We start from the raw sequence: 18,832 nt of genomic DNA, 5'->3' as shown, positions 1-18,832 counted from the left end.
CTGGTTTCGCAGGGAAACCAGCCAACCGCCGTCGGACCTTGGCAATGCAGGGTGTCTGCTCCGGGATTAGCCGGAGAAGTTGGTGCCCAGATCGTAGTCATCCAAGGGGATGGCACGGAACTCGGCGCCCAAATCGCCCGCGCCGCCCACGTAGTCAAAGTCGCTGAACGCGCTCGGACCTGTGAACAGGTTGGCTTTGGCTTCCTCCGTGGGCTCCACCGTGACGTCGGTGTAGCGCGGCAGGCCGGTGCCGGCGGGGATCAACTTACCGATGATCACGTTTTCCTTCAGACCCAGCAGCGGGTCCGACTTGCCTTCCATGGCGGCCTGCGTCAAGACGCGGGTCGTCTCCTGGAAGGAAGCGGCGGAGAGCCATGATTCGGTGGCCAGGGAGGCCTTGGTGATACCCATCAGCTCGTTACGCCCCGAAGCAGGCTTCTTGCCCTCGGACACGACGCGACGGTTTTCCGTCTCGAAGCGGCCGCGCTCGGCAAGCTCGCCGGGGAGCAGCTTGGAATCGCCGGACTCGATGACCGTGACACGGCGCAGCATCTGACGGACGATGACCTCCACGTGCTTGTCGTGGATGCCCACGCCCTGGCTGCGGTACACGCCCTGAACTTCCTCAACGAGGTGCTTCTGGGCGGCACGCGGGCCGAGGATGCGCAGAACCTGCTTGGGATCCACGGCACCCACAATGAGCTTCTGGCCCACTTCCACGTGCTCGCCGTCGGCGACGAGCAGACGTGCACGGCGGAGGACCGGGTAGGCGATCTCCTCGGTGCCGTCGTCCGGAGTCAGGATCAAACGCATGGTCTTCTCGGACTCATCAATGTTGATGCGTCCGGCAGCTTCAGCGATCGGAGCAACACCCTTGGGGGTACGTGCTTCGAAGAGCTCCTGAATACGGGGCAGACCCTGGGTGATGTCCTCGCCACGGCTGGCCGAAACGGCACCACCGGTGTGGAAGGTACGCATGGTCAGCTGGGTGCCGGGCTCACCAATGGACTGTGCGGCAATAATGCCCACGGCCTCACCAATGTCCACGGTCTTGCCGGTGGCCAGGGAACGGCCATAGCACAGTGCACAGGTACCAACGGTGGACTCACAGGTCAGCACGGAGCGGACCTTGATCTCTTCAATGCCGGCTGCGAACAGCTTGGCAATGAGGACATCCCCCACATCGTCGCCGGCCTCAGCCAGCACGGTGCCGGAGGAGTCCACCACTTCCGCGGCCAAGGTGCGTGCGTAGACGCTGTTCTCGACCTCTTCGTGGAGCACAATGGCGCCATTGGCGTCGACCACTGCGATGGGCAGGGCCAGGCCGCGCTCGGTGCCGCAGTCGTCTTCGCGAACGATGACGTCCTGTGAAACGTCCACCAGTCGACGCGTGAGGTAACCGGAGTTGGCCGTACGCAAAGCAGTGTCGGCCAGACCCTTGCGGGCACCGTGGGTGGCAATGAAGTATTCCAAAACCGACAGGCCCTCACGGTAGGAGGACTTGATCGGGCGCGGAATGATTTCACCCTTGGGGTTGGCCACCAGGCCACGGATGCCGGCAATCTGGCGGACCTGCATCCAGTTACCACGGGCACCGGAGGAAACCATGCGGTTGATCGTGTTGGACGCGGCGAAGGACGCCCGCATGGAATCAGCGATCTCGTTGGTGGCCTGGTTCCAAATGTCAATGAGTTCCTGGCGGCGTTCCTCATCGGCAATCAGACCCTTGTCGTACTGGGCCTGAACCTTGGCGGCCTTGACCTCGTACCCTTCAAGGATGGCCGGCTTGGATTCCGGAACCTTGATGTCGGAGATGGCAACCGTGATGCCTGAGCGGGTGGCCCAGTAGAAGCCGGCATCCTTCAAGTTATCCAGCGTGGCAGCCACAACAACCTTGGGGTACCGCTCGGCGAGGTCATTGACGATCTCTGAAAGCTGGCCCTTGTCGGCGACGGACTCAACCCACGGGTAATCCGTCGGCAGGGTCTCGTTGAAGATGACCTGTCCCAGGGAGGTTTCAATGATGGCCGACTGGCCGGCTTCGAAACCTTCCGGTCCCGTACGTTCCGGTCCGGGAACAAAGCTTTCCAGACGGATCTTGACCTGTGAGTTCAAGTGCAGCTCACCGGCGTCGAAGGCCATGACGGCTTCGGCGGCGGTGGAGAACACACGGCCTTCGCCCACTGAACCTTCACGCTTGGTGGTCAAGTGGTACAGGCCGATGATCATATCCTGCGACGGCAAGGTCACGGGACGGCCATCGGAAGGCTTGAGAATGTTGTTGGAGGAGAGCATCAAAATGCGCGCCTCTGCCTGCGCCTCGGGGCTCAGCGGCAGGTGGACTGCCATCTGGTCGCCGTCGAAGTCGGCGTTGAAGGCACCACACACCAGCGGGTGAAGCTGGATGGCCTTGCCTTCAACAAGCTGGGGCTCGAACGCCTGGATGCCCAAGCGGTGCAGGGTTGGTGCACGGTTCAGCAATACCGGGTGCTCGGTGATGATCTCTTCGAGAACGTCCCACACCTGGGGGCGGAAACGCTCCACCATGCGCTTGGCGCTCTTGATGTTCTGTGCGTGGTTCAAATCAACCAGGCGCTTCATCACGAACGGCTTGAAGAGCTCCAGGGCCATCTGCTTGGGCAGACCACACTGGTGCAGCTTCAGCTGCGGACCAACAACAATCACGGAACGGCCGGAGTAGTCAACGCGCTTGCCCAGGAGGTTCTGGCGGAAGCGGCCCTGCTTGCCCTTGAGCATGTCAGAAAGCGACTTCAACGGACGGTTGCCCGGTCCGGTGACGGGACGGCCACGGCGGCCGTTGTCGAACAGCGAATCCACAGCTTCCTGCAGCATGCGCTTTTCATTGTTGACAATGATTTCCGGAGCACCCAAATCAAGCAGGCGCTTGAGGCGGTTGTTGCGGTTGATCACGCGGCGGTACAGGTCGTTCAGGTCCGAGGTGGCGAAACGGCCACCGTCGAGCTGGACCATGGGGCGCAGTTCCGGCGGGATCACCGGGACGGCATCCAAGACCATGCCCAGGGGGCTGTTGTTGGTGGTCAGGAATGCGTTGACCACCTTCAGCCGCTTCAGGGCGCGGGTCTTGCGCTGACCCTTGCCGTTGGCAATGATGTCGCGCAGGATCTCAGCCTCGCCTGCCATGTCGAAGTTCTCGAGACGGCTCTTGATGGCTTCGGCACCCATGGCACCTTCAAAGAACATGCCGTAGCGCTCCCGCAGTTCGCGGTAAAGTGCTTCGTCACCTTCCAGGTCGGCAACCTTCAGGGCCTTGAAACGGTCCCAGACCTGCTCAAGGCGGTCAATGTCGGCGTCGGCGCGCTTGCGCACATTGGCCATCTGACGGTCCGCGGAATCACGGGCCTTCTTCTTGTCCGCCGCCTTGGCGCCTTCACCTTCGAGGCGCTGCAATTCGCCTTCCAGGTCACGGGCAATGGTGGCAATGTCGTTGTCACGGGTGTCGATCATGCGCTTCTTTTCCAGATCATGCTCGATCTGGAGGTTCGGCAGCTCTTCGTGACGCGCTTCATCGTCAACGCTGGTGATCATGTAGGCAGCAAAGTAAATGACCTTTTCCAGGTCCTTCGGTGCCAGGTCCAAAAGGTAGCCCAAGCGCGAGGGGACGCCCTTGAAGTACCAAATGTGGGTTACGGGAGCGGCAAGTTCAATGTGGCCCATGCGCTCGCGGCGCACCTTGGCGCGGGTGACTTCCACGCCACAACGCTCACAAATGATGCCCTTGAAGCGCACACGCTTGTACTTGCCGCAGTAGCACTCCCAGTCGCGGGAAGGTCCGAAGATCTTCTCGCAGAACAGGCCGTCTTTTTCCGGCTTGAGCGTGCGGTAGTTGATGGTTTCCGGCTTCTTGACTTCGCCGTGGCTCCAGTCGCGGATGTCTTGCGCGGTGGCCAGGCCAATCTGCATGAGGCCGAAGGAGGATTCGCTGGACATATGGGTCCTGTTCTCTCTAATTCTCTAAAGTCTGTTTCGGGTACGGGAGGAAGAGAAGGTCCGAGGTGCGGCACGGCTGGGGTGCCGCACCTCGAAGCTCCTAGACTTCTTCGACAGAGTTCGGCTCGGCCCGTGAAAGGTCGATGCCCAGCTCCTCCGCGGCCCGGAAGACTTCTTCATCCGAGTCACGCATCTCAATCGTGGTGCCGTCGGTGGAAAGGACTTCCACGTTCAGGCACAGCGACTGCATTTCCTTGATAAGAACCTTGAAGGATTCCGGGATGCCCGGTTCCGGGATGTTCTCGCCCTTGACGATTGCCTCGTAGACCTTCACGCGACCGTGAATGTCATCGCTCTTGATGGTCAGCAGTTCCTGCAGGGTGTAAGCGGCGCCGTAAGCCTCAAGTGCCCAAACTTCCATCTCACCAAAGCGCTGGCCACCGAACTGGGCCTTACCGCCCAGGGGCTGCTGGGTGATCATGGAGTACGGGCCCGTGGAGCGGGCGTGGATCTTGTCGTCCACCAAGTGGTGAAGCTTCAAGATGTACATGTAACCGACGGAGATCGGGTCCGGGAACGGCTCGCCGGAGCGGCCATCGAACAGACGCGTCTTACCCGAGGAATCAATCAGGCGGTCACCGTCACGGGTCAAGGTGGTGGAATCCAACAGGCCTGTGATTTCCTCATCACGGGCACCGTCGAACACGGGGGTGGCAACCTTGGTCTGGCCGATTTCACGCGGCAGGTTCGGCAGCTTGGAAAGCCATTCCGGCTCACCCTCGATCTTCCAACCGTTCTTGGCAACCCAACCCAGGTGAATTTCCAGCACCTGGCCCACGTTCATGCGGCCGGGAACACCCAGCGGGTTCAAGATGATGTCAACGGGCGTGCCGTCGGCCAGGAAGGGCATGTCCTCGATCGGCAGGATCTTGGAAATGACACCCTTGTTGCCGTGACGGCCAGCCAGCTTGTCACCATCGGTGATCTTGCGCTTGTTGGCCACGTAGACACGAACCAGCTGGTTGACGCCGGGGGGCAGGTCGTCGTCGGAATCACGGTCAAAGACGCGCACGCCAATGACTGTTCCGGACTCGCCGTGGGGTACCTTCAAGGAGGTGTCGCGGACTTCGCGGCTCTTCTCACCGAAGATGGCACGGAGCAGACGCTCCTCCGGGGTCAGTTCGGTCTCACCCTTGGGGGTGACCTTGCCTACCAGGATGTCGCCGGCTTCAACCTCGGCACCAATGTGGATGATGCCGCGCTCGTCCAGGCCGGCCAGGATTTCCTCGGAAACGTTCGGGATGTCCCGGGTGATCTCCTCGGCGCCCAGCTTGGTGTCGCGGGCATCAATTTCGTGCTCTTCAATGTGGATCGAGGACAGCACGTCCTCAGCCACAATGCGCTGCGAGAGGATGATGGCATCCTCGTAGTTGTGCCCTTCCCAGGACATGAACGCGACCAGCAGGTTCTTGCCCAGGGCAAGCTCGCCCATGTCGGTTGCGGGGCCGTCGGCAATGATGCCGCCAACTTCCAGCCGCTGGCCTTCGGAAGCGAGCACGCGCTGGTTGTAGGCGGTGCCCTGGTTGGAACGCTGGTACTTGGCGATCGGGTAGCTGATCTCCGTGCCGTCGTCGTTCAACATCACCACGACGTCGGCGGAAACCTCCGAAACCACACCTGCCTTCTTGGCAATGACGACGTCGCCGGCATCCACTGCCGTGGCGCGTTCCATGCCGGTGCCCACGAACGGGGCCTCGGACTGGACCAGCGGCACGGCCTGGCGCTGCATGTTCGCACCCATAAGGGCACGGTTGGCATCGTCATGCTCCAGGAACGGAATCAGGGCAGTTGCCACCGACACCATCTGGCGCGGGGAAACGTCCATGTACTCGACCTCGGCGGCCGGGATCAGGACGGGCTCGCCGCCACCGCCGCGCTGACGGACCAGCACGGACTCCTCCACGAAGTGGTTGTCGTCATCGAGCGGCGCGTTGGCCTGCGCAATCACAACTTCCATCTCGTCATCAGCGGTCAGGTAGTCAACGCTGTCGGAAACAACGCCATCCTTGACCCGGCGGTACGGGGTTTCAATGAAACCGAAGGGGTTGATGCGCCCATAGGAAGCCAAGGAACCAATCAAACCAATGTTGGGGCCTTCAGGGGTTTCAATGGGGCACATGCGGCCGTAGTGGGAGGGGTGGACGTCACGGACTTCCATGCCTGCACGGTCACGGGACAAACCACCCGGGCCCAGCGCGGACAGGCGGCGCTTGTGCGTCAGACCGGCCAACGGGTTGTTCTGGTCCATGAACTGCGACAGCTGGGACGTTCCGAAGAACTCCTTGATGGCTGCCACCACGGGACGGATGTTGATCAGGGTCTGCGGCGTTATGGCTTCGACGTCCTGGGTGGTCATCCGCTCGCGGACAACGCGCTCCATGCGGGAAAGGCCCGTACGGATCTGGTTCTCAATCAGCTCACCCACGGCGCGGATGCGGCGGTTGCCGAAGTGGTCAATGTCGTCGACGTCGACGCGCAGGTCAACCTCGGCGCCGTCGCGCATGCCCTTGGTGGTCTTGTTCCCGGCGTGCAGTGCCACCAGGTACTTGATCATGGCAACAATGTCATCAACGCTCAACACCGAGGCTTCGGGGCTGCTCAACGGCATGTCAATGCCCAGCTTGCGGTTGATCTTGTAACGGCCAACCTTGGCCAGATCGTAGCGCTTGGAGTTGAAGTACAGGTTGTGCAGCAGCGCGTCGGCGGCGTCAACGGTGGGCGGCTCGCCCGGACGCAGCTTGCGGTAGATGTCCAGCAGGGCATCCTCGCGGCCGGTGGTGGCATCCTTTTCCAGGGTGGCCCGGATGGAGTCGAACTCGCCGAACTCTTCCAGGATCTGGCCTTCGGTCCAGCCCAGCGCCTTCAACAGCACTGTGACGGACTGCTTGCGCTTGCGGTCAAGGCGGACGCCAACCTGGTCGCGCTTGTCAATCTCCAGCTCGAACCATGCGCCACGTGAGGGGATGATCTTGGCGGTGAAGATTTCCTTGTCGCTGGTCTTGTCCGCAGTGCGCTCAAAGTAGGCGCCGGGGGAACGGACCAGCTGGGACACAACAACACGCTCGGTGCCGTTGATGACAAAGGTGCCCTTGTTGGTCATGAGCGGGAAATCACCCATGAAGACTGTCTGCTGCTTGATTTCACCGGTCAAGTTGTTCATGAACTCGGCCTTGACGTACAGCGGGGCGGCGTACGTGGCGTCGCGGTCCTTGCACTCGTCAACGGTGAACTTGGGGTCAGAGAACTCCGGCTCCGTGAAGGACAGGGACATGGTGCCCTGGAAATCCTCAATCGGGGAGATCTCTTCAAAGATGTCGGCTAGGCCCGAGGTGACGGCCACACTGTCATCGCCGGCATCCACTGCGCTTTGCATGCGTTCCTGCCAGCGCTCATTACCAACGAGCCAGTCAAAGCTCTCGGTCTGGAGGGCAAGCAGATTCGGCACGTCAAGCGGCTCGTGGATCTTTGCGAATGAGAGGCGACTCTTAGCACCGTCGGTGCTGTTTGAATCGATAGCGGTTGCAGCGTTATTTACATTAGAGGTGCTCGAGGCGACCAAGAGGGATCCTTCCACAGACCTGCAGGCTTGTTCATGCGATCCCCACCCGATCCGCCCTGGGTCATCAAACCCGGGCGAACGCTAGTCGAAATGCCGCGAAAAAAGCCGTTCCAGGGCGCTGACGGCCCGGCACTGCTGTTCTTCGGCGGCCTCTGACCTAGACAAAGCCCACCGCTATATGAAGGCTGAAGGTTAAGAGGGATACGCAAAGAACTACACTACACCCTTAAGTGCGGGCGCGTCTACTCCACCTTTCTAAAAATGGCAAGCGGGGTCTGTTCAGCGGCCCCCTCCCCCGCACGCCATGCGGTCCACTGGATTCGGAGCTGTAGGATTCCAAGGGGACAAGTGCAGCTCAACGACGTGTTGCACGGCATAGCTTTCAAGGAGCACGACAGCCATGAGCGCACATTCACAGGACGTGGTAATTCTCGCCGGAGCCCGCACACCGCAGGGCCGGCTCAACGGGCAATTGGCGCAGTTCACCGCCGTCGAACTCGGCGCCGAGGCCATTGCCGCGGCAGTGGAACGTGCCGGTGTGGAGCCTGCCGACATTGACCAGGTCATCATGGGCCAGGTGCTGCAGGCCGGTGCCGGCCAGAATCCGGCACGGCAAAGCGCCATTGGCGCCGGGCTGGGGTGGCAGATCCCCGCCATCACGCTGAACAAGGTCTGCCTCTCCGGGCTGACAGCCGTCATTGACGGTGCGCGCCTGATTCGCAGCGGCGAAGCGGCGGTGGTGGTGGCCGGCGGGCAGGAATCCATGAGCAACGCCCCGCACGTACTGCCCGGATCCCGGCGCGGCTGGAATTACGGGACCGTCGCCGCATTGGACGCCGCGGCCCACGATGGCCTGACCGACGCCTTTGACGGTGACTCAATGGGCCTTTCCACCGAGCGGGGCAATCTCCGGCTCAACATTTCCCGTGCAGCCCAGGACGAGGTGGCCGCCGCTTCCCATCAACGCGCCGCAGCGGCCGTGGATGCCGGGGTGTTTGATGCTGAAATCATCCCTGTGACAGCACCCCGGCGCAAGGGTGAGCCTGCGGTGGTGACGGCCGACGAGGGCATCCGGGCGCAGACCACCGTGGAGACCCTGGCCGGGCTGCGTCCGGCCTTCACCGCCGACGGCGCCATCACCGCAGGCAATTCCTCCCCCCTTTCCGACGGCGCCGGTGCCGTGGTGCTCGCCTCGCGGGAATATGCCCAGGCGCACGGCCTGCCGTGGCTTGCCGTGGTGGGCTCCCCCGGACAGGTGGCCGGACCGGATAATTCCCTGCACTCCCAGCCTGCCAACGCCATCCACAAGGCGCTCGCAACAGCCAATTGGTCGGTTTCGGAGCTGGATTTCATTGAAATCAATGAGGCATTCGGCTCGGTCGCGGTGCAGTCGCTGCGGGATTTGGGCCTGCCTCTGGACAAGTGCAACATCCATGGCGGGGCCATTGCCCTGGGGCACCCCATTGGCGCCTCCGGGGCCCGGCTGCTGCTCCATGCCGCGCTGGAGCTGAAACGGCGCGGCTCCGGCAAGGCTGCCGTCTCCCTGTGCGGCGGTGGCGGCCAGGGCGAGGCGCTGCTGCTGTTCCGGGACGGCGAATGAGTTCCGCAGCGGCGCCCGCGGGACGCGCACGCGTTGCTGCGGACGCCTTGGCCAGGGAACTGGACATTGAAATTATTGCCCGGCCTGCAGCCGGCTCACTCGCCGAAGCCGCTGAGCTCATGGGCCTTGCCGCCAAGGACATTGTCAAGTCCCTGGTGGTCAAACGCAGCGACGGCACTTTCCTGTTTGCCCTGGTTCCAGGCGGCCGCGCCATTTCCTGGCCCAAGTTGCGCACGGTGGTGGGCGTGAACAAGCTCCAAATGCCCGCCGCCGAGGTGGCCTTTGCCGCCACCGGGTATGAACGCGGCACCATCACCCCGCTGGGCAGCACCACGGCTTGGCCCGTCTACGTGGATGAGCGCATCCGCGGTGCCCGCGTGGCCCTGGGGGCCGGGGAACACGGCTTCAGCATGTTCGTCCAGGCCGATGGGCTCATTGCCGCCCTGGACGCCACGGTGGCTGACATTTCAATCCCGGAATAGTCCTTGCGGGGCCGCACAGGCCTTAACGCACAAAAGGCCCCGCAGCATGCGGGGCCTTTTGAAAGAGCTAAGTGATTACTTGACGGTAACCGTGGCGCCGGCAGCCTCGAGGGCTTCCTTTGCCTTCTCAGCGGCTTCCTTGGTGGCGCCTTCCAGGACAGCGTTGGGAGCTGAGTCAACAACAGCCTTTGCTTCCTTCAGACCCAAGGAGGTGATGGCACGAACTTCCTTGATCACTGCAATCTTCTTGTCGCCAGCGGCTTCAAGGATTACGTCGAATTCGGTCTGCTCTTCAGCTTCTTCAGCTGCGCCACCGGCAGGGCCGGCAACTGCAACAGCAGCGGCGGTGACTTCAAAGGTCTCTTCGAAGAGCTTGACGAACTCGGAGAGCTCGATGATGGTCAGTTCCTTGAAAGCTGCAATCAGCTCGTCGTTGGTGAGCTTAGCCATGAGTGGCGCTCCTTCTGTGTTCTTGCCCCAAGGGGCTAATCCAAAACCTGATTCCAATTGGTGCCAGGGAAAAACTAATGCTGTGGGCCTGCGGCATACTGGACATCCCTGCGGATGTGCCGGTTACGCTTCGGTGGCCTCTGCTGCAGGTGCTTCCTCAGCGGCCGGAGCCTCTTCGACGGGTGCATCTTCTGCCGCGGGTGCTTCCTCAGCGGCCGGAGCCTCTTCAGCGGGAGCATCTTCAGCCAGCTTCACGCGCAAAGCCTCGATGGTGCGCGCAACGGCGGCCATCGGAGCCTTCAGGATGCCGGCAACCTTCGCCAGCTGCAGCTCACGCGACTCGAGGGCTGCCAGTGCGGCGACCTCTGCGGCGTCCAGTGACTTGCCCTCGAACAGACCGGTCTTGATGACCAGCTGCTTGTTGGCCTTGGCAAAATCCGTGAGGCTCTTTGCTGCTGCAACAGCGTCACCCTTGATGAAGGCAATTGCGGTGGGACCGGACAGCTGACCTTCGAAAGCGTCAACACCAGCTTCCTTGGCCGCAATGGCTGTCAGGGTGTTCTTTACAACCGAGAACTTGGTGTCCTGGCCGAGAGAAACGCGCAGCTCCTTGAGCTGAGCAACGGTGAGCCCACGGTATTCGGTTAGGACTGCGGCAGTTGAATCATTGAAATCCTGTGTGATTTCTGCAACTGCAGCCACCTTTGTTGGCGTTGCCATAACCCTCCTTCCGGGAAATTAAAGCCGGTCCTTCCAATCCCTGTCCGGTGCAACAATGTGCTGGGACAAAATAAAACGCCCCGCACAGATGTACGGGGCGTTTTCGCGGTGGACTCCCAGGTTGACACCCGGGTTCAACACCGCTCATAAGCTTTGTGCACCTGCGTTGGCCGTCCTGTTCAGGACTTTCGGATGCCACCTGCCCGATTCCAAGTCAAATCCAGTGCATGCTGCACCGGCTGAGTGGGGGTGGTTTACATCGACCGACGGTCTTTGGTACTTCAAGGCTACAGAAAAGCGCCGGGGAATCCAAATCGACGTCCACCACCGCACTCTTGTGCCTGCAGGAACGCCTGGCCGGCTCTAGTAGGCGTTAAAGTCCTTGCGCCATTGGGCAGTAATGCCCGCAGAGATGAACCCCAGTTGGGCATTGACCTCCAGCAACTGGGAATTTCCAGGCGCGTTCCAGGTGTAGATGGTGCGGACTTCCGGAAATTCGCGCATGACCTTGGTCATGTTTGCCTCCTTGATCCGCAGGCCCACGCCCTTGCCTTTATGCTCCAGTTCAACAAAGGTCTCGTCTTGAAAGGCAACATCCTGCCGGTGGTTCAAAATTGAAATGGAGGTGAACCCAATGAGGGCATCATCTGCCACACACTCGGCTGCGGTGACTATGGTGCGCCGACCCGTCAGTGCGGAAAATTCCTCAGCTTCACGTAGTTTGGCAATGTCCCAATCCCCGTGCCCCGGGCTTTGTCCCCGGTCAAGGCATTGTTCCAAACGGGCAATATCCCCCGCCCAGCGGTCAGGGCAGGCATCGAGCCACTGATGGACCCGGTACTTTGACCGGTGCGGCGCATGCGTGGCTTCCATGTTTTGGGCAATAAGGGCTTCATCCAGGGGAATGGCGCAGGAACTGAACCGCTCCACCCTTTCCAGCTCATAGCCGGCGCTGAAGGCAAAACGCGCCTCCCGGCTGCTCAGCGGCAAATAGCCGGTTCCCGAGGTGGGATGGATTTGCTCAGCCTCGTTGGCAGCGGCGGCCAGGGCAGATGCAGCATGATTGGTTTCCACCAGCACGGACTTGCGATTTTCGCCGCGCACGAACTGCTCCGCAGCCTCCAGCAGTTTGCGCCCCATGCCCCGGCCTTCCGCCTGGGGCAATACATCCAAGGTGACGTGGGCCAGTTCGGTATTGTCATCCAGCGGCATGGCAATGCCGGCACATCCCTCAATGACACCATTGACCCGGGCGATGAGCATGACATTCCACTCATAGGGGTCGTGGCATTGGGCGAGCAACTCCCCGGCGGTGTAGGCGAGCTCGTCATTTCCCCAGGTATGCATGCGGACAAGCCGGGAAATCTCCACCACCCGCAGGAAGTCAGCCGCCTCGGGACCGGTTAAGGCCTCGGGGATCCGCAGTTGCTCAATGTCAATATTTTCTTCCATAGCTTCAGTGCCCCACAATCGTCCACAACAGAACCGCATTGGGCGCTAAATCGCGCCCCGGCCCGCTCCCCCAATGGGAAGCAACTGCCTACCACCATGTTTCCACCGTACCCGCGGGGGCGTGGGGGAACGTAACAATGCGCCCATTTCACCGTGAAGGTGTGCGCAATCCGGGCACTCCAAGGTGGCGGGCAAGCAATCTGGCACGCAAAAGGGAGCCACCGCGGCGTTATGCCACGGTGGCTCCCTTGGTTCAGGCCCTGCAAGTGGACCTGGGAAAAACTATGCCTCGATGACGACCTTGGTGGCGGCCGGATCAACCGAGATGCCGGGGCCGAACGTCGTGGAGACGGTGGCCTTCTGCAGGTAGCGGCCCTTGGAAGCGGACGGCTTCAAACGAAGCACCTCTTCCAGAGCTGCCGCGTAGTTCTCAGCCAGCTTGGTTTCCTCGAAGGAGACCTTGCCGATGATGAAGTGCAGGTTGGCGTGCTTGTCGACGCGGAAGTCGATCTTGCCACCCTTGATGTCATTGACGGCCTTGGCCACGTCATTGGTGACGGTGCCGGTCTTGGGGTTGGGCATGAGGTTGCGGGGACCCAGAACCTTACCCAAACGGCCCACCTTGCCCATGAGGTCAGGGGTGGCCACGGCTGCGTCGAAGTCGGTCCAGCCGCCCTGGATCTTTTCGATCAAGTCGTCGGTGCCAACGAAGTCGGCGCCTGCTGCAATGGCAGCCTCGGCACGTTCACCGGTTGCGAAAACCAGGACGCGGGCGGTCTTGCCGGTACCGTGCGGCAAGTTGACGGTTCCACGGATCATCTGGTCGGCTTTGCGGGGGTCTACACCCAAACGGAAAGCAACCTCAACGGTGGCGTCGAACTTGGACGGGTTTGTTTCCTTGGCCAGCTTGATGGCGTCGAACGGTGCGTAAACGCTGTTCGCATCGATCTTTGCCTGGGCTGCCTCATATGCTTTACTGCGCTTTGCCATGCTGCGTTTCTCCTTGTGCAGTTGTGGTCGTTAGGACCGCGCGGGCCCTGCCACTACGTCCGCCGCGATCACCCAAAGGTGGGTTGTCCGGCGTCGTTTTTGATGAATGGTTCTAACTGGCGGTGTCGACAGGCGCCACCACCAAGGGGAAGCCTAGGCTTCTACGGTGATGCCCATGGAACGGGCGGTGCCGGCGATGATCTTCTCTGCGCCTTCAATGCTGGTGGCATTGAGGTCAACCATCTTCTGGGTGGCGATCTCATTGACCTGTGCGCGGGTCAGCTGGGCAACCTTGACGGTGTGCGGGGTGGCTGAACCCTTGGCGACGCCTGCAGCCTTTTTGATGAGCTCTGCAGCCGGCGGGGTCTTGGTGATGAACGTGAAAGAACGGTCCTCGTAAACCGTGATCTCAACGGGGATGACGTTTCCGCGCTGGGATTCCGTTGCAGCGTTGTACGCCTTGCAGAATTCCATGATGTTGACGCCGTGCTGACCAAGTGCAGGACCGATCGGCGGGGCCGGGTTGGCGGCGCCTGCCTGGATCTGCAGCTTAATAAGGCCGGTGACCTTCTTCTTGGGAGCCAATGTAGGGTCCTTTTCTTTAATATCTTTGCCTGGGACGACGGAGCGCGTGCCAGGTGGGTGGCCGGATGGCGTCCGGCCGAACGTTCCGCGAAGGGGTAAAGCAGTTCCCCGCGGAACGAAAATTGGGGCAACTAGATCTTGGTGACCTGGTTGAAGGCCAGGGTGACGGGCGTTTCGCGCTCAAAGATGGACACGAGCACCACCAGCTGGCCGGCTTCGGGCTTGATTTCGGAGATCGACGCCGAGAGGCCTTCGAAGGGGCCATCCTTGACGATGACGGCTTCGCCGACTTCAAAGTCAATGTCGGCATCGGCCGGATCGTGCCGCAGCGGGACGCCTGTTTCCTCGGCCTGCTGTTCCTCGAAGATCGGGGCGAGCATGGAGAACACTTCATCCAGACGCAGCGGCACCGGGTTGTGGGCATTGCCCACAAAGCCCGTCACGCCGGGGGTGTGGCGGACGACGCCCCACGAGGCGTCGGTGAGATCCATGCGCACGAGCACATAGCCGGGAATCCGCACGCGGTTGATGACCTTGCGCTGCGCGTTCTTGATCTCCACGACTTCTTCCATGGGGACCTGAACTTCGAAGATGTAATCTTCCATGTTCAGCGACAGGCTGCGGGACTCCAGGTTGACCTTGACGCGGTTTTCATAGCCGGCGTAGGAGTGGATGACGTACCAGTCACCCTCCTGACGGCGCAGCTTGGCCTTGAACTCCTCGGCCGGATCCACCTCGGGCTCGGCGGGGGCGTCAACTGCGTCGGCGGCTTCCGCCTCTACATCGGCGTCCGCGTCATCTGCATCGGCGGCTTCCGCCGCTGCGTCATCGGCGTCTTGCGTAACGGCATCAAGGTCGGCACTGATGGCAGCATCAGCAACCACAGTGTCCTGGTCCTGCTCACTGTTTGTTGCCTCGGGCTCCAGCTCAGACACGAATTTCCTGCTTTCCTTGTGCGTTCTTAAATAGCTCAAACCGACCTCACGCCTTGCGGCGTTGGTCGGGACGGGCTTGAGCTTCTTACTGCTCGACGTTTACGTTTCCACCGAAAATCCAGAGCACTGCCTGGCCGAATCCCAAATCAAGGACTGTAACGATGGCCATCACGATGACAACGAATACCAGCACCACGGCGGTGTAGTTGATCAGCTCTTTCCGAGTGGGGGTGACTACCTTCTTCAGCTCACCGATGACCTGGCGAAGAAAAAGAGCAATCCGGGCAAAGAATCCGGGCTTGCCAGCCTTCGTGGCCTTCTTTACGGGGCCCTTGGAGCTGCTTGCCGCAGTTTCGGTCACCAGTGCCTCACTCATCAATAGTTGGGGAACTACGCAAATTACGTGGATTCGGTTTTTGCAATGTGAAATTTGTTCGCCGAGTTTCCCACGGACCGTGTAAACAATCCGTTAAACCCATGCGCAGGGCAGACAGGACTCGAACCTGCAACCTGCGGTTTTGGAGACCGCTGCGCTACCAATTGCGCCACTACCCTTTGAAAGCCGCCTTTGGAAATTTTCACAATTTCCCAAGTGACGTTCCTGTGGTGTCAATAACCATGAACAACCTACCGTCTGGCGGCTGCGATTCCAAACCCGTTTCAAGGCGTGGGAGCCCATGGCGACTGAACACCGGTTATCCATTCTACGCATTCAAGGTGCCGTTCGTCGAACTGGGTGTTCCATGGCTCTAAAGTAGACCCTGACGATGTTTGCACTTGCGCCCCACAGTAGAAAGAATCCTGATGCCTGCCGACCAGACAGCTGAGCAAGTTCCCGCCCGCCGCGTATCCGCCCGGATCGCGGCGATTGCTGAATCCGCAACCTTGGCCGTGGACGCCAAGGCCAAGGCCCTGAAGGCTGCGGGCCGGCCTGTCATTGGCTTTGGTGCCGGCGAACCCGACTTCCCCACCCCGGATTACATTGTGGAGGCCGCCATTGCAGCCGCGCGCCAACCCAAATTCCACCGCTACTCCCCCGCCGGCGGCCTGCCGGAGCTGCGCAGCGCCATTGCCGAAAAAACCATGCGTGATTCCGGCTACGCCGTGGACACTGCCCAGGTCCTGGTCACCAACGGCGGCAAGCAGGCCGTCTACGAGTCCTTCGCCACCTTGCTGGATCCAGGGGATGAGGTCATTGTCCCCTCCCCCTTCTGGACCACCTACCCCGAGGCCATCCGCCTGGCCGGTGGCGTCCCGGTGGAAGTTTTTGCCGGACCGGAGCAGGGCTACCTGGTCACCGTTGAACAGCTTGAGGCGGCGGTGACCGCACGCACCAAGGTGCTGTTGTTTGTCTCTCCGTCCAACCCCACCGGCGCCGTCTACACCGCGGAGCAGACCCGGGAGATTGGCCTGTGGGCGGCGGACAAGGGCCTGTGGGTCATCACGGACGAAATTTACGAGCACTTGACGTACGACGGCGTGCCCTTCACCTCGATTGCGACGGCGGTCCCCGAGTTGGCCGACCGCGTGGTGGTCCTCAACGGCGTGGCCAAGACCTACGCCATGACCGGCTGGCGGGTGGGCTGGATGATTGCACCCCTGGATGTCACGAAGGCCGCCACCAACCTGCAGTCCCATGCAACCTCCAACGTGGCCAACGTGTCCCAGATGGCGGCCCTGGCTGCCGTGTCCGGGCCGCTGACGGCGGTGGATGAGATGAAGGTCGCTTTCGACCGGCGCCGCAAGGCGATGGTCTCGGCCTTGAACGTGATCGACGGCGTTCAGTGCCCCACCCCCCACGGCGCCTTCTATGCCTACGCCGACGTGCGCGGGCTCCTGGGCCGGGAAATCTCCGGCATCCGCCCGGCCACGTCCGCGGAACTGGCGGCCTTGATCTTGGAGCAGGCCGAGGTGGCAGTGGTTCCCGGCGAAGCCTTTGGACCCAGCGGCTACCTGCGCCTGTCCTACGCCCTGGGCGACGACGACCTTGCCACGGGCGTGGCCCGGCTGCAGGAGCTGCTCGGCTCGGCCAAGGCCTAGCGGCAGGCGGCGTGCCCCGGGGACGGGGGCACGGGGCACGCCGCCATCCGGGCGCTACAGCAGGCGCCGGTCCGCGGCCCATCGGGTCAGTTCATGCCGGGACGACAACTGCAGTTTTCGCAGCACCGCCGAGACGTGGCTTTCCACAGTCTTTATGGAGATGAACAGGGCCTTGGCCACTTCCTTGTAGGAGTAGCCGCGGGCAATGAGGCGCATGACTTCCAGCTCACGGGCCGAGAGCTTGTCGAGTTCGTCCTCCACCGCAACTTCGGCGGTGCCAAAGGCATCCAGGACAAATCCCGCCAGCCGGGGCGAGAACACGGCGTCACCGCCGGCCACCCGGCGGACGGCGTCGGAAATTTCGGTTCCCGAAATGGACTTGGTGACATAGCCGCGGGCTCCGGCGCGGATCACCGAAACCACATCTTCGGCCGAGTCGGAGACGCTCAGCGCCAGGAACCTGGTGGTCGCCAGCAACGCGGCGCAGCCGGCAATCACTTCCCGCCCGCCCTGGCCGCGTCCCCCGGGCAGGTGTACGTCCAAAAGCACCACCTCGGGCCGGTGCGCTGCTATGGCGGCAATGGCTTCTTCCACGGTGGCGGCTTCGGCCAGGACAGTTATGTCCGGGGCAAGGTCGGCCTTCAGCCCGGAGCGGAAGATTGCATGGTCATCCACTATCACCACGTGGATCGGTGGTGGCTCTGCTGTCATTTGGCGTCCTCCATGGCGGGCTTGTGATGCGGCAGGTGAAGACGGACTTCGGTGCCGTCGGCGTTACTTATGATCTCAGCGCTCCCGCCATTGCGTTGCATCCGTCCCACCACCGACTCCTTGACGCCCAGCCTGTCAGCCGGCACGGCAGCCATGTCAAAACCTGGCCCGCGGTCCTTGATGAACACATCCACCCCCTGGACCCCGGCCTCCACATAGACCGAGACGGTGGTTCCACCGTGGCGGACCCCGTTCAGGACTGCTTCGCGCACTGCCTGCACCAGCGCGTGGCTACGTTCATCCAGTTCGGCATCCCCCACCGCCACGACTTCAACGGCTGTTCCATGGAGGTCCTCCACTTCGGCGCAGACGGTCTTGACCCGCTCCACCAGCGCCCCCGGGCCATGGGTGCTGTCCTGGTAGATCCATTCCCGCAACTCCCGTTCCTGTGCCCGTGCCAACCGGGTCACGTCGGCGGAGGACGTGGCGCTTTTTTGAATCAACGCCAGGGTCTGCAACACCGAATCATGCAGGTGGGCGGCAATCTCCGCCCGTTCAGTGGCCCGTACGCGGCCGGCCCGTTCCTCCTGAAACTCCCGCCAAAACTTCAAAGCCCAGGGTGCAAGAACCAGCCCCACCCCCGCCAGGACGGCCAGGGAAGCCACCATGGACGTCCAGACCAGGGACCACGAGCCGGAACCGGCCACAATGACAATGACTCCGGCAATGACCAGGGCCAGGCCGCCGCCCAAACGCAGCAGCGCCATGGGCGTGTTCATGCGCGCTGCACTAAGCAGACCCACTCTGCGCGTGTTGTCCAGCTGCATCCAGGTCAGCACGGCACCTAAAATAATGATCAGCAGCGGCAGCACCGTGCCAAGCTGCAGATTCCACCCGGACTGCCGGCCAAAGAGTGCAACGGCCGCAATGACCAGCCCACCGCCAATGAGGACTTCCTTGAATCCGAGGGGAATCTGCTGCCGGGCCGGGGCCAGCTGCCCGCCGTCGAGGTGTTCATGTCCGGGGCCCGGACGGAACAACTGCAGCCGGGGGTTGCCGTCGGCGTCGAGCCAGGGGCTGTTGTCCTGGGCAGTGTCCCCGGCCATGGGCACCAGGAGCCACAGCCAGCCGTAAAAGACCAGGCCGGCTCCCAAAAAGACGCTGGAACCAATCATGATGGCCCGCACCAGGCCCACCCCAATGCCGAGGTGCTCCGCGAGTCCCCCGCACACCCCCGCGACCATGCGCTGCTGGGAACGGTACATCTTTGCGCTCATGG

The 18,832-nt window shown here is 61.9% G+C and carries 14 protein-coding genes and 1 tRNA gene; 3 read left to right on the top strand and 12 right to left on the bottom strand.

Features of this window, described 5'->3' with window-relative positions:
* Nucleotides 1-66: 66 nt before the first annotated feature.
* Nucleotides 67-3,969: a DNA-directed RNA polymerase subunit beta' gene (locus ACFUCV_RS05145; RefSeq protein WP_380812780.1), complete on the bottom strand. Its 3,903-nt coding sequence runs from the start codon at nucleotides 3,967-3,969 to the stop codon at nucleotides 67-69.
* A gap of 100 nt (nucleotides 3,970-4,069) precedes the next feature.
* On the bottom strand, nucleotides 4,070-7,588 hold the full coding sequence (gene rpoB, locus ACFUCV_RS05140) for a DNA-directed RNA polymerase subunit beta (protein WP_380812777.1): 3,519 nt from the start codon (nucleotides 7,586-7,588) through the stop codon (nucleotides 4,070-4,072).
* A 400-nt stretch (nucleotides 7,589-7,988) separates the two neighbouring features.
* Between rpoB and ACFUCV_RS05135 the strand changes: the two genes are divergently transcribed.
* Together ACFUCV_RS05135 and ACFUCV_RS05130 are read left to right on the top strand one after the other, a co-directional pair.
* Entirely contained in the window at nucleotides 7,989-9,188 is a 1,200-nt protein-coding gene (locus ACFUCV_RS05135; protein ID WP_380812775.1) for an acetyl-CoA C-acetyltransferase, read from the top strand.
* Nucleotides 9,185-9,670 (top strand): aminoacyl-tRNA deacylase, encoded by a 486-nt coding sequence (locus ACFUCV_RS05130; protein ID WP_380812772.1) that lies wholly within the window; start codon nucleotides 9,185-9,187, stop codon nucleotides 9,668-9,670. Before ACFUCV_RS05135 ends, ACFUCV_RS05130 begins: the two co-directional genes overlap by 4 nt.
* Nucleotides 9,671-9,745: 75 nt before the next feature.
* Here the strand turns inward: ACFUCV_RS05130 and rplL are convergent, their stop codons facing one another.
* The 8 genes from rplL to ACFUCV_RS05090 form a co-directional block, all read right to left on the bottom strand.
* Nucleotides 9,746-10,120 carry a 50S ribosomal protein L7/L12 gene (gene rplL, locus ACFUCV_RS05125; protein ID WP_380812769.1) on the bottom strand — a complete coding sequence of 125 codons (375 nt, stop codon included), beginning with the start codon at nucleotides 10,118-10,120 and terminating at the stop codon, nucleotides 9,746-9,748.
* A gap of 123 nt (nucleotides 10,121-10,243) precedes the next feature.
* The gene (gene rplJ / locus ACFUCV_RS05120) at nucleotides 10,244-10,840 is read right to left on the bottom strand and encodes a 50S ribosomal protein L10 (protein WP_380812766.1); all 597 of its coding nucleotides are present in this window, start codon (nucleotides 10,838-10,840) and stop codon (nucleotides 10,244-10,246) included.
* Nucleotides 10,841-11,203: 363 nt separating this feature from the next.
* The gene (locus ACFUCV_RS05115; protein WP_380812764.1) at nucleotides 11,204-12,292 is read right to left on the bottom strand and encodes a GNAT family N-acetyltransferase; all 1,089 of its coding nucleotides are present in this window, start codon (nucleotides 12,290-12,292) and stop codon (nucleotides 11,204-11,206) included.
* 282 nt (nucleotides 12,293-12,574) lie between these two features.
* Complete coding sequence (rplA, locus tag ACFUCV_RS05110; RefSeq protein ID WP_380812761.1) at nucleotides 12,575-13,282, bottom strand: 50S ribosomal protein L1; 708 nt, start codon at nucleotides 13,280-13,282, stop codon at nucleotides 12,575-12,577.
* 153 nt (nucleotides 13,283-13,435) lie between these two features.
* On the bottom strand, nucleotides 13,436-13,867 hold the full coding sequence (rplK, locus tag ACFUCV_RS05105; RefSeq protein WP_380812758.1) for a 50S ribosomal protein L11: 432 nt from the start codon (nucleotides 13,865-13,867) through the stop codon (nucleotides 13,436-13,438).
* Nucleotides 13,868-13,998: 131 nt separating this feature from the next.
* Nucleotides 13,999-14,802 carry a transcription termination/antitermination protein NusG gene (nusG, locus tag ACFUCV_RS05100; RefSeq protein ID WP_380812755.1) on the bottom strand — a complete coding sequence of 268 codons (804 nt, stop codon included), beginning with the start codon at nucleotides 14,800-14,802 and terminating at the stop codon, nucleotides 13,999-14,001.
* Nucleotides 14,803-14,887: 85 nt separating this feature from the next.
* Complete coding sequence (gene secE / locus ACFUCV_RS05095) at nucleotides 14,888-15,178, bottom strand: preprotein translocase subunit SecE (protein WP_380812751.1); 291 nt, start codon at nucleotides 15,176-15,178, stop codon at nucleotides 14,888-14,890.
* A 106-nt stretch (nucleotides 15,179-15,284) separates the two neighbouring features.
* A tRNA-Trp gene (locus tag ACFUCV_RS05090) sits at nucleotides 15,285-15,357 on the bottom strand.
* Nucleotides 15,358-15,606: 249 nt separating this feature from the next.
* On the opposite strand from ACFUCV_RS05090, the gene ACFUCV_RS05085 reads away from it, so the two are divergent.
* Nucleotides 15,607-16,842 carry a pyridoxal phosphate-dependent aminotransferase gene (locus ACFUCV_RS05085; protein WP_380812748.1) on the top strand — a complete coding sequence of 412 codons (1,236 nt, stop codon included), beginning with the start codon at nucleotides 15,607-15,609 and terminating at the stop codon, nucleotides 16,840-16,842.
* Nucleotides 16,843-16,896: 54 nt separating this feature from the next.
* Here the strand turns inward: ACFUCV_RS05085 and ACFUCV_RS05080 are convergent, their stop codons facing one another.
* Both ACFUCV_RS05080 and ACFUCV_RS05075 read right to left on the bottom strand, forming a co-directional pair.
* Nucleotides 16,897-17,553, bottom strand: a complete 657-nt coding sequence (locus ACFUCV_RS05080) for a LuxR C-terminal-related transcriptional regulator (protein ID WP_380812745.1) — start codon at nucleotides 17,551-17,553, stop codon at nucleotides 16,897-16,899.
* The gene (locus ACFUCV_RS05075) at nucleotides 17,550-18,830 is read right to left on the bottom strand and encodes a PspC domain-containing protein (RefSeq protein ID WP_380812743.1); all 1,281 of its coding nucleotides are present in this window, start codon (nucleotides 18,828-18,830) and stop codon (nucleotides 17,550-17,552) included. Before ACFUCV_RS05075 ends, ACFUCV_RS05080 begins: the two co-directional genes overlap by 4 nt.
* Between the last annotated feature and the right edge of the window lie 2 nt (nucleotides 18,831-18,832).

It is taken from the genome of Specibacter sp. NPDC057265 (assembly GCF_042668835.1).
GTDB lineage: Bacteria > Actinomycetota > Actinomycetes > Actinomycetales > Micrococcaceae > Specibacter.
This window is presented reverse-complemented; position numbering and strand designations above follow the sequence as displayed.